The sequence below is a fragment of the Streptomyces sp. NPDC054883 genome, from assembly GCF_053610645.1.
Genome location: NZ_JBSGYT010000011.1, coordinates 67,341 through 78,013 on the forward strand (window position 1 = coordinate 67,341; position 10,673 = coordinate 78,013).

The following is a 10,673-nucleotide window of genomic DNA, read 5'->3' on the forward strand; positions in this document are numbered from 1 at the left end:
GCCCGCAGATGACCCAGACCCTGACGTCCGTCCTCGTCGCCAACCGGGGCGAGATAGCCGTGCGGATCTTCCGTACCGCCCGCGCCCTGGGCCTCGCCACCGTCGCCGTCCACTCCGACGCCGACACCGACGCCCTGCACGTGCGCAGCGCCGACGCTGCCGTACGGCTGCCCGGCACCGCCCCCGCCGACACCTACCTGCGCGCCGACCTGCTCGTCCGGGCGGCCCTCGCGGGGGGCGCCGACGCCGTCCACCCCGGCTACGGGTTCCTCTCCGAGAACGCCGGCTTCGCCCGCGCCGTCCGCGACGCCGGGCTGACCTGGATCGGCCCGCCCCCCGAGGCCATCGAGGCCATGGCCTCCAAGACCCGGGCCAAGGAGCTCATGCGCGCCGCCGGGGTGCCGCTCCTGGACCCCGTCGACCCGGCCGGCGCCACCGCGGCCGACCTGCCCCTGCTGCTCAAGGCCGCGGCGGGCGGCGGCGGCCGCGGGATGCGCGTCGTACGGGACCCGGACCGGCTCAAGGAGGAGCTGGAGGCCGCCCGCGCCGAGGCCCGCTCCGCCTTCGGCGACGACGAGGTGTTCGCCGAGCCCTACATCGAGCGGGGCCGCCACGTGGAGGTGCAGATCCTGGCCGACGCCCACGGCACCGTCTGGGCACTCGGCACCCGCGACTGCTCCCTCCAGCGGCGCCACCAGAAGGTCATCGAGGAGGCCCCCGCACCCGGCCTGCCGGAGTCCCTGCGCGAGCGCCTCCACCAGGCCGCCGTGGCCGCCGCCCGGGCCGTCTCCTACCAGGGCGCCGGTACCGTCGAGTTCCTCGTCACCGCCGAAGGGCGCCCGTACTTCCTGGAGATGAACACCCGCCTCCAGGTGGAACACCCCATCACCGAAGCCGTCTTCGGCCTCGACCTCGTCGCCCTCCAACTGCGCATCGCCGAAGGCACGGCGCTGGCGCCGCAGCCCCCCGAGCCCGCCGGACACGCCGTCGAAGCCCGGCTGTACGCGGAGGACCCCGCCCGGGACTGGCGGCCGCAGACCGGGGTGCTCCACACCCTCGCCGTGCCCGGCGCGGTCCGCGTGGACACCGGGTTCGCGGACGGGGACGGCGTCGGCGTGCACTACGACCCGATGCTGGCCAAGGTCGTCGCCCACGCCCCGACCCGGGCCGAGGCCGTCCGTACCCTCGCCCACGCCCTCGCCGGAGCACGGATCCACGGGCTGACCACCAACCGGGAACTCCTCGTACGGTCCCTGCGGCACCCGGACTTCACCGCCGGGCGGCTGGACACCGGGTTCTACGGACGCCACCTCGCCGCCCTCACCGAGCCCGCCCCGGGCGCGGAACGGGCCGCCTCCCTGGCCGCGCTCGCCGCCGCCCTCTCCGACGCGGCCCCGGTCCCGGACGCCCCGCTCGCGGGCCGTCTCGGGGGCTGGCGCAACCTGCGCTCGCAGCCGCAGGTACGGCGCTACGCCGTGGGCGGCGCCGAGTACGAGGTCCGGTACCACCCGGCCCGCAGCGGGCCGCCGGAGCCCGTCGACCAGCCCGGGGTCCGCGTCCTGGCCGTGGAGCCGGGGCTCGTCACCCTCGAAGTGGACGGCGTCCGGGGTGTGTTCCACGTGAAACACAAATCGAACAAGGGGGGTGACGGCCCGGCGGAGGTCTACGTGGACGGAGCATCCGGCGCCCACACCCTGACCCGGCTGCCCCGGTTCGTGGACCCCGAGGACCGCACCGAACCCGGCTCCCTGCTCGCCCCCATGCCGGGCACCGTGGTCCGCGTGGCCGAGGGCCTCGCCCCCGGCTGCACCGTCACCGCCGGACAGCCCCTGCTCTGGCTGGAGGCCATGAAGATGGAACACCGCATCGTCGCGCCCGCCTCCGGCACGCTCACCGCGCTCCACGCCGCAACCGGCCACCAGGTCGAATTCGGCGCCCTGCTCGCCGTAGTCCAGGAGGAAACGCCCGCATGAGCAACTCCGTTGTGGAATCAGAAGAGCACCGGGCCCTGCGCGCCGCCGTCGCCGCCCTCGGGCAGCGCTACGGCCGCGAGTACCTCGCCCGCACGGCCCGCGAGGGCCGGCACCCCGACGAGTTGTGGGCCGACGCCGCCAAGCTCGGCTATCTCGGGGTCAGCCTCCCCGAGGAGTACGGCGGCGGGGGCGGCGGCATCACCGAACTCTCCATCGTCCTGGAGGAGCTGGGCGCCGCCGGCTGTCCGCTGCTGATGATGGTCGTCTCGCCCGCCATCTGCGGCACGGTGATAGCCCGCTTCGGCACCGGGGCCCAGAAGCAGGCCTGGCTCCCCGGCCTCGCCGACGGCACCCGCACCATGGCCTTCGGCATCACCGAGCCCGACGCCGGGTCCAACTCCCACCGCATCACCACCACCGCCCGCCGGGACGGGGACTCGTGGGTGCTGAGCGGCCGCAAGGTCTTCGTCTCGGGCGTGGACATCGCGGACGCCACGCTGATCGTGGGCCGCACCGAGGACGCCAGGACCGGCCGGCTCAAGCCGTGCCTGTTCATCGTGCCGCGCGAGACGCCCGGCTTCTCCCGCTCCGTCATCGACATGGAACTCCAGGCGGCGGAGAAGCAGTTCGAGCTGGTGCTGGACGAGGTCCGGCTGCCGGCCGACGCGCTGGTCGGCGAAGAGGACGCGGGGCTGCTCCAGCTCTTCGCCGGGCTCAACCCGGAGCGGATCATGACCGCCGCGTTCGCGATCGGCATGGGCCGGTACGCCCTCGCCAAGGCCGTGGACTACGCCAAGAGCCGCCAGGTGTGGAAGGAGCCCATCGGCGCCCACCAGGCCGTCGCCCACCCGCTGGCCCAGTCGCACATCGAACTGGAACTGGCCCGCCTGATGATGCGCAAGGCCGCGCTGCTGTATGACGCGGGCGACGACATGGGCGCGGGCGAGGCGGCCAACATGGCGAAGTACGCCGCCGCCGAGGCCTGCGTACGGGCGGTGGACCAGTCCGTGCACACCCTGGGCGGCAACGGTCTCACCCGCGAGTACGGCCTGGCCTCCCTCATCACCGCTTCCCGGGTGGCCCGGATCGCCCCCGTCAGCCGGGAGATGATCCTCAACTTCGTCTCCCACCAGACCCTGGGCCTGCCCAAGTCCTACTGACGACCGCCGCACACGACCGCGACCCGTCGCGCGCCCGGCCGGACCACAACGGCCGTGACCGCGTTCCACCGGCGCGCCCGCGGCCCCCGCACGCCGCAACGGGCGGCCGGCCGCTGCTGTACGCCACCCCGGCCGGGGTGGCGGCCGGCGGCAACAGCGTCCGGCGGGTCCGGCCCGCACACCCCGTCCCCGGTCCCGGCCCGCACACATCGTCCCCGGTCCCGGCCCATGCCGCTCCCGGCGCCTCCCGGCCCGGCCCGATGCGGCGGTCGGCGGAGCCGCCCGGTGGCCGGTGCCGGGCCGTCCGGTCCGTGCCCGGCCCGCCGCTCCGGGGCGCGCGCGGCCGGCCGCAACCCCCTGCCCGGCCCGGCCCGCTGCCCGCTTTGTCGGGGTGGCTTGGCGGGCCGGGGCCGGGTCCGCATACGCTCCCCGGGGAGGACCCCCGACCGGCCCACCCCCTCCGGAGGAGACATGGCCCCACTCGTGCACGCCGGCCAGGCGACCGGCATCACCACGCTCACCCTCGACTCCCCGGCCAACCGCAACGCGCTCTCCGCCGCCCTCGTCGGCGAGCTGCGCGCGGCCCTCGCCGCGGCGGCCGCGGACCCGGCGGTCCGCGCCGTCGTCCTCACCCACACCGGCACCACCTTCTGCTCCGGCGCCGACCTCAAGTCCCCCTGCGACCCCGCCGACTTCCTCGCCCTGCTCCGGGAGGTCGCGGAGCTCCCCCAGCCCGTCGTGGGGCGTGTCACCGGCCATGTCCGGGCGGGCGGCCTCGGGCTGCTCGGCGCCTGCGACATCACCGCCGCCGGGCCGGGCTCCACGTACGCCTTCACCGAAACCCACCTCGGCGTCGTACCGGCCGTCATCTCCGCGCCGCTGCTGCCCCGCCTGGACCCGCGCGCCGCGGCCCGGTACTTCCTGACCGCCGAGGCCTTCGACGCCGCGGAGGCCGCCCGGATCGGGCTGCTCACCCTGCACGGCCCGGACGTCGACGAGGTGCTCGCCCCCGTCCTCGCGGGCCTGCGCAAAGCCGGTCCCGAGGCCCTCGCCGCGACGAAACGGCTGCTGACCGCGCCGGTCCGGGCGGCCCTCGCCGCCGACGGCGCCGCCCTGACCGAGCTGTCGGCCCGCCACTTCGCCTCCGCCGAGGCCCGCGAGGGGATCACCGCCCGCTTCGAACGCCGGGAACCGTCATGGGCACGGTGACCGGGCCCGGGCCGGCGGCCGGCCCCAAGCAGGCCCGCAGTCGCGTCACCCGCCGCCACCTCCTGGAAGCGGCCGTCTCCTGCCTCGCCGAACACGGCTGGGCCGGCTCCACCGTCGCCGTCGTCGCCGAACGGGCCGGGGTCTCGCGCGGCGCGGCCCAACACCACTTCCCGACCCGCGAGAAGCTGTTCACGGCCGCCGTGGAGCACGTCGCCGAGGAACGCTCCACCGCCCTGCGCGAGCTGTTCCACGCGGGCCCGGCCCCCCGCGCGGCCGTCGTGGAGGCCTTGGTCGACCTGTACACGGGGACCCTGTTCCGGGCCGCCCTCCAGCTGTGGGTCGCCGCCTCCAACGAGGAACAACTGCGCCCGCACGTCAGCGGACTCGAGGCCCGCGTCGGCCGCGAGACCCACCGCATCGCCGTCGAACTCCTCGGTGCGGACGAGTCGGTGCCGGGCGTACGGGAAACCGTGCAGGGCCTCCTGGACATGGCCCGGGGTCTCGGCCTGGCCAACGTCCTGTCCGACGACGCCGCCCGCCGGGCCCGCGTCGTCACGCAGTGGGCCCGCATCCTGGACGCGGCGCTCGGGCCCTGACGCCTCCGGCCCCGACACGCAGCAGGCGCCGCACCCCGACCGGGATGCGGCGCCTGCTGCCGGGTGCGGATCAGGCCGTCTCGGCGATGTCCGCGTAGCCCTGGATGTCGCGCGGGTCCCGCTGGCCCGGCCCGATGTAGCGGGCCGACGGGCGGACCAGGCGGCCCGTGCGCTTCTGCTCCAGGATGTGCGCCGACCAGCCCGCCGTCCGCGCGCAGGTGAACATCGAGGTGAACATGTGCGCCGGGACCTCGGCGAAGTCCAGCATGATCGCCGCCCAGAACTCCACGTTCGTCGCGAGCACCCGGTCGGGACGGCGCGCGTGCAGCTCCTCCAGCGCCGCCTTCTCCAGTGCGGCCGCCACCTCGTAGCGCGGCGCGTCCAGTTCCTTGGCGGTGCGCCGCAGCACGCGGGCGCGCGGGTCCTCGGCCCGGTAGACCCGGTGCCCGAAGCCCATCAGCCGCTCGCCCTTGTCCAGGGCCTTCTTCACGTACGCCACGGCGTCACCGGTGCGCTCGATCTCCTCGATCATGCCGAGGACCCGGGACGGCGCCCCGCCGTGCAGCGGCCCGGACATCGCGCCGACGGCGCCGGAGAGCGCCGCCGCCACGTCGGCGCCGGTGGAGGCGATCACCCGCGCGGTGAAGGTGGAGGCGTTCATGCCGTGCTCGGCGGCGGAGGTCCAGTACGCGTCGACGGCCTTGACGTGCCGGGGGTCCGGCTCGCCCCGCCAGCGGATCATGAACCGCTCGACCACGGACTCGGCCTTGTCGATCTCCTTCTGCGGAACCATCGGCAGGCCCTGGCCGCGGGCGGACTGGGCGACGTAGGACAGCGCCATCACGGCCGCCCGCGCCAGGTCGTCCCGCGCCGTCCGCTCATCGATGTCGAGCAGCGGTTTCAGGCCCCACACGGGGGCCAGCATCGCGAGCGCGGACTGCACGTCGACCCGGATGTCACCCGAGTGCACGGGGATCGGGAAGGGTTCGGCGGCCGGCAGGCCGGGGTTGAAGGCACCGTCGACCAGCAGGCCCCACACGTTCCCGAAGGAGACGTGGCCGACCAGATCTTCGATGTCCACCCCCCGGTAGCGGAGGGACCCGCCCTCCTTGTCGGGCTCGGCGATCTCCGTCTCGAACGCGACGACCCCTTCGAGCCCGGGTACGAAGTCGGACATCAGGCGGCTCCTCAGATAGTGCGAACACGCGCGGCTCCCGGCGTGATTCGCGGTCCGGCGCGGTCATCCCCGTTGATGCCCGGCACGGCCGATGGTCATCCGTGCGGGGACCCTCGGACCGGCCCCAAGATTTTGTCCGCTCCGCATGGCCTGCGGAAGCGTGACATACGGCACACCCCCGGCAGTCGTACTGCGGCAGGATGGCCCGCGTGACCCACCAGGACCTTGATCCCGCCACCATGCGCAAGCACTACCGCTCCGAGATCGTCGACGAGGAGAGCCTCGCCGGGGACCCGATGCAGCAGTTCGCGCTGTGGTTCCGGCAGACCGCCGCGTCGCACCTCTTCGAACCCAACGCGATGGTCGTCTCCACGGCGACCGCCGACGGCCGTCCCAGCTCCCGCACGGTGCTGCTCAAGCAGTTCGACGAGCGGGGCTTCGTCTTCTTCACGAACTACGGCTCCCGCAAGGGCCGCGAGATCGCCGAGAACCCGTACGTGTCGCTGCTCTTCCCCTGGCACCCGATCTCCCGCCAGGTCAGCGTGACGGGCACGGCCGCGCGGATCGGCCGCGACGAGACGGCCGCCTACTTCCGCTCCCGGCCGCACGGCTCGCAGCTCGGCGCCTGGGCGAGCGCGCAGTCCCAGGTGATCGGCTCCCGGGCGGAGCTGGACCGGCGGTACGCGGAGCTGGCGGAGCGCTACCCGGAGGGCGAGCAGGTGCCCGTGCCGCCGGAGTGGGGCGGCCTGCGGGTGGTGCCCGACGCGGTGGAGTTCTGGCAGGGCCACGAGAACCGGCTGCACGACCGGCTGCGCTACGTCCGCGAGGGCGGGAGCTGGCGCGTCGAGCGGCTCTGCCCGTAGGCACCGGCGCCGGGACGGCCCTGGAGATCCCGGGCCCCGGAGGCCTTGGGGGGCCGTGGAACGCAGACGACCCGCGGGCTCGGGTTCCTCTCCTGCAGTGAGAGGAGCCGGCCGGACGTACCGGCGAGCCCGCGGGTCGGGTGACTGCTTGGGATTGGCGCCTGGCGTTCCCGCCGGGCACCGCACTGGGTGCGTGCGACGACGGGCGCTTTAGCCCGCAGCCACCTCACGCGTCCGGTTTCCGTACATTTCGGGAACCACCTCCCTTCTCGTGTACCGCAGAGCCTACGAGCCCGTTCCGGCTCGCTCAAGGCATTTATCCGGCGGGCTTCGGCCGGACGGCCGGAAAGGAAAAAACGGGACGATTCCGGGAAGGGGGTGTGGGCTGCGTCACGTTCCAGTTCAATGATCTGACGTGCCGCATACGCGAACACCTGCAGGGGGTGCCAGGTGAGTGTTTCCGGACGTAACGAGACCACCGACGATCTGCTCGCAGCGCTGCTGGACGGGATGGACGCGGCCCTGTGCGCGTTCGACGCCGACGGCGTGATCACCCACTGGAACCGCGAGGCCGAGCGGATCCTGGGCTGGACCGCCGCCGAGGCGGTCGGCCGGCGCGGGTTCGCCGGGTGGGCGGTGCGCGCCGCCGACGCGCACGACGTGGAGGACCGGCTGATGTCCGCCCAGGACTCGCCGGGCCGGCACGTCCACGAGTTCGCGCTGCTGACCAAGGGCGGCGGCCGGGTCCTCGTACGGACCCAGTCCGCCGGGGTGCCGGGCGCGGACGGCAAACCCGCGGGCGTCTACTGCGCGTTCAGCGAGGTGCACGCGCAGATCGACCTGGAGCGGTCCATCGCGCTGAGCGAGGCGCTGCTGGAGGACGCCTCCTGGGGGGTCGTCCTGGTCGACGTCGACTTACGCCCGGCGGTGGTGAACCTCCACGCCGCCCGTGCCTTCGGGTCCGGGCGCACCGCGCTGCTGGGGCGGCCGCTCGGGGAGCTGCTGGCCCAGGGTGTCGAGGAGCTGGAGGGCGCGCTCCAGCACGTGCTGGCGGAGGGGGCCCCGCCGGCCCCCCTGGAGCTGTGGGTGTCGGTGCGCACACCGGAGGGGGTGCGGCGGCGGTGCTGGCGCTCCGGGTTCCTGCGGCTGGCCTCGCCGCTGGCGGAGGAGCCGGTGCCGCTCGGGGTCGGCTGGCTGTTCCAGGACGTCACCGAGGCCAGGCGGGCCGAGCTGGACACCGGGCAGCTGCGGTTCCGTTCGAACCAGCTCTACCGGGCCGGGCGGGCCGCCGCCGAGTGCGAGGACCCGGCGGAGGCGGCCGCCGTCCGGCTGGACTTCGCCCTGGCCGGCTTCGCGGAACACGCGCTGGTGGACGTGCTCGACGTACTGGAGGGGCCGGAGCCGGCCGGCCCGGGACGGCGCAGGCGGCTCGTCCGCTCGGCCGTGTCGGCGTCGGGGCAGACCCTGCTGCTGCCGGCGCCGGGTGCGATCCCGGTCCGGTACCCGGCAATGCACCCGGCGCTGCAGGCCCTGGACCGGATCGGCCCGGTGCGGGCCAGCGTCCCGTCGGGGGAGCCGCCCGAGGAGTGGGCGCGGGCCCGGCACTGGCCCCCGGACGCGGTGCACGCGCTGTGCACGGTGCTGCGCAGCCGGGGCCGGACCCTGGGGGCGCTGACCTTCCTGCGGGGCCCGTCGCGGCCCGCCTTCGAGCGCGCGGACGCGCTGTACGCGGAGGAGGTGGCGTCCCGGGTCGCGGCGGACCTGGACCTGGCCCGGCGTCCGGCGGCCCGCCCGGCGGACCTCTGAACCGCGGGCCCTGCGGGGCACGGCGGGTGTCCGGCCCCGATCCGCCGGGCACCCCCTAGTGGCGGAAGAAGATCCGGTCGCCGTACTCCTGCATGACGCGGCCGTTCCACTCGTGGCCGCCGTCCACGTTGCCCGAGCGCAGCATCGGCGGCTCGATCCCGCGCGCGGCCAGCTCGCCGGCCGCCGCCGCCATCACGGCCTGCATGACCGCGCTGGTCACGACGGTGGAGGCGGGGGCGAAGGGGGCGTCGATGCCGTCGAGGCTGAGTTCGGCGTCACCGACCGCGATCTTGCTGTCCAGGACGATGTCGCAGTGGTCCTTGAGGAAGGTGCCCGACGCGTGCCGCGACCGGGTTCCGGTCGCGTACGCCACCGAGGTCACGCCGATGACCTTGAGGCCGATCGCGCGGGCGTTCATGGCCATCTCGACCGGCAGGGCGTTGCGCCCCGAGAGGGAGATGATCACGAGGACGTCGCCCTCGGCGGCCGGGCTGCTGTCCAGGACGGCGGCGGCGAGGCCGTCGACGCGCTCCAGGGCGCTGCCGAGGGTGGCCGGCATGACGTCGATGCCCGCGGTGCCGGGTACGGCGAGGAAGTTCATCAGGGCCAGTCCGCCGGCCCGGTAGACCACGTCCTGGGCGGGCAGCGAGGAGTGCCCGGCGCCGAAGGCGAAGAGCCGCTTCCCGGCGGCGACGGCGTCGGCGACGGCGGCCCCCGCGGCGCCGATCGGCCCGGCTTCCTCGTCCCGCACCCGCTCCAGCAGGGCGATCGCGGCGTCGAAGAACTGCCCGGCCAGCTTGCTCTCGCTCATACGCCGAAGGCCCTTCCAGGGGTGGGGTGCGGGTGGGTTGCGTCGGTGTCCGCCGCTCACCGTGCGGTCTGGACCAAGGGCGTGTCAATACGAACGTCAGTCCGTGGGACGAAAGGTCGGCGGGGGTGGGAGGGGCCCCGGCGGATGTCCGGCGGCGGCCTTGACGTCCGGCACGGGACGGTTGTCGGCCCGATGCGTCAGAATTGGGGACAGGGCCAGCGCACGCAATCCGAGGGGCACGAATGTCCGGACTGATCGACACCACGGAGATGTACCTCCGCACCATCCTCGAGCTGGAAGAGGAAGGCGTGGTCCCCATGCGCGCCCGGATCGCCGAGCGGCTTGATCAGAGCGGCCCGACGGTGAGCCAGACGGTCGCCAGGATGGAGCGCGACGGCCTGGTGGCCGTGGCCAGCGACCGGCACCTGGAGCTGACGGAGGAGGGGCGGCGGCTGGCGACGCGCGTGATGCGCAAGCACCGGCTGGCCGAATGCCTGCTCGTCGACGTCATCGGCCTGGAGTGGGAGCAGGTGCACGCCGAGGCCTGCCGCTGGGAGCACGTGATGAGCGAGGCCGTGGAGCGGCGGGTACTGGAGCTGCTGCGCCACCCGACGGAGTCGCCGTACGGCAACCCGATCCCCGGACTGGAGGAGCTGGGCGAGAAGGCCGAGGCGGACCCGTTCCTGGAGGACGGCATGGTCAGCCTCTCGGAGCTGGACCCGGGCAGCGAGGGCAAGACCGTGGTGGTGCGCCGGATCGGCGAGCCGATCCAGACCGACGCGCAGCTGATGTACACGCTGCGGCGGGCCGGTGTGCAGCCCGGCTCGGTGGTGAGCGTGACCGAGTCCCCGGGCGGGGTGCTGGTCGGCAGTGGCGGCGAGGCGGCGGAGCTGGGCGCGGAGGTCGCCTCGCACGTGTTCGTCGCCAAGCGCTGACGGGTTTGCTCGTGCAGCGCTGACGGGTTGCTCGTGCAGCGCTGACGGGCTGACCGGAAATCGGGTGGAACCTTCCGCGTGTCGATGCCGACGATGAGGGCACCCGAGCGGTAATAAACGGTCCCGGCGCCTGGTGCCCCTCC

At 74.4% G+C, this 10,673-nt stretch carries 9 protein-coding genes; 7 read left to right on the top strand and 2 right to left on the bottom strand.

Annotated features, from left to right (window positions below):
- Window positions 1-8 precede the first annotated feature (8 nt).
- The 4 genes from ACWGH1_RS11185 (at window position 9) to ACWGH1_RS11200 (ending at window position 4,938) form a co-directional block, all read left to right on the top strand.
- A complete protein-coding gene (locus ACWGH1_RS11185) occupies window positions 9-1,973 on the top strand; it encodes an ATP-binding protein (protein ID WP_453355036.1) in 1,965 nt (654 codons plus the stop codon).
- A complete protein-coding gene (locus ACWGH1_RS11190) occupies window positions 1,970-3,133 on the top strand; it encodes an acyl-CoA dehydrogenase family protein (protein WP_453355035.1) in 1,164 nt (387 codons plus the stop codon). Before ACWGH1_RS11185 ends, ACWGH1_RS11190 begins: the two co-directional genes overlap by 4 nt.
- Before the next feature lie 471 nt (window positions 3,134-3,604).
- Window positions 3,605-4,342: an enoyl-CoA hydratase family protein gene (locus ACWGH1_RS11195; protein WP_453355034.1), complete on the top strand. Its 738-nt coding sequence runs from the start codon at window positions 3,605-3,607 to the stop codon at window positions 4,340-4,342.
- Entirely contained in the window at window positions 4,330-4,938 is a 609-nt protein-coding gene (locus ACWGH1_RS11200) for a TetR/AcrR family transcriptional regulator (protein WP_453355033.1), read from the top strand. Before ACWGH1_RS11195 ends, ACWGH1_RS11200 begins: the two co-directional genes overlap by 13 nt.
- 70 nt (window positions 4,939-5,008) lie before the next feature.
- Here ACWGH1_RS11200 and ACWGH1_RS11205 read toward each other — a convergent pair whose 3' ends face one another.
- Window positions 5,009-6,115, bottom strand: a complete 1,107-nt coding sequence (locus ACWGH1_RS11205; RefSeq protein ID WP_453355639.1) for a citrate synthase 2 — start codon at window positions 6,113-6,115, stop codon at window positions 5,009-5,011.
- A gap of 200 nt (window positions 6,116-6,315) precedes the next feature.
- On the opposite strand from ACWGH1_RS11205, the gene pdxH reads away from it, so the two are divergent.
- The gene (pdxH, locus tag ACWGH1_RS11210) at window positions 6,316-6,978 is read left to right on the top strand and encodes a pyridoxamine 5'-phosphate oxidase (RefSeq protein ID WP_453355640.1); all 663 of its coding nucleotides are present in this window, start codon (window positions 6,316-6,318) and stop codon (window positions 6,976-6,978) included.
- A 450-nt stretch (window positions 6,979-7,428) separates the two neighbouring features.
- The gene (locus ACWGH1_RS11215) at window positions 7,429-8,784 is read left to right on the top strand and encodes a PAS domain-containing protein (RefSeq protein WP_453355641.1); all 1,356 of its coding nucleotides are present in this window, start codon (window positions 7,429-7,431) and stop codon (window positions 8,782-8,784) included.
- A gap of 55 nt (window positions 8,785-8,839) precedes the next feature.
- Here the strand turns inward: ACWGH1_RS11215 and ACWGH1_RS11220 are convergent, their stop codons facing one another.
- On the bottom strand, window positions 8,840-9,595 hold the full coding sequence (locus ACWGH1_RS11220; RefSeq protein WP_453355642.1) for an SIS domain-containing protein: 756 nt from the start codon (window positions 9,593-9,595) through the stop codon (window positions 8,840-8,842).
- A 242-nt stretch (window positions 9,596-9,837) separates the two neighbouring features.
- On the opposite strand from ACWGH1_RS11220, the gene ACWGH1_RS11225 reads away from it, so the two are divergent.
- A complete protein-coding gene (locus ACWGH1_RS11225) occupies window positions 9,838-10,530 on the top strand; it encodes a metal-dependent transcriptional regulator (RefSeq protein WP_453355643.1) in 693 nt (230 codons plus the stop codon).
- Window positions 10,531-10,673: the final 143 nt, after the last annotated feature.

What these genes read in the sequence shown, in the direction of transcription:
- ACWGH1_RS11185 (WP_453355036.1), top strand. Translation starts at nt 9, where the DNA reads ATGACCCAGACCCTGACGTCCGTCCTCGTCGCCAACCGGGGCGAGATA.
- ACWGH1_RS11190 (WP_453355035.1), top strand. Translation starts at nt 1,970, where the DNA reads ATGAGCAACTCCGTTGTGGAATCAGAAGAGCACCGGGCCCTGCGCGCC.
- ACWGH1_RS11195 (WP_453355034.1), top strand. Translation starts at nt 3,605, where the DNA reads ATGGCCCCACTCGTGCACGCCGGCCAGGCGACCGGCATCACCACGCTC.
- ACWGH1_RS11200 (WP_453355033.1), top strand. Translation starts at nt 4,330, where the DNA reads ATGGGCACGGTGACCGGGCCCGGGCCGGCGGCCGGCCCCAAGCAGGCC.
- ACWGH1_RS11205 (WP_453355639.1), bottom strand. Translation starts at nt 6,115, where the DNA reads ATGTCCGACTTCGTACCCGGGCTCGAAGGGGTCGTCGCGTTCGAGACG.
- pdxH (WP_453355640.1), top strand. Translation starts at nt 6,316, where the DNA reads ATGGCCCGCGTGACCCACCAGGACCTTGATCCCGCCACCATGCGCAAG.
- ACWGH1_RS11220 (WP_453355642.1), bottom strand. Translation starts at nt 9,595, where the DNA reads ATGAGCGAGAGCAAGCTGGCCGGGCAGTTCTTCGACGCCGCGATCGCC.
- ACWGH1_RS11225 (WP_453355643.1), top strand. Translation starts at nt 9,838, where the DNA reads ATGTCCGGACTGATCGACACCACGGAGATGTACCTCCGCACCATCCTC.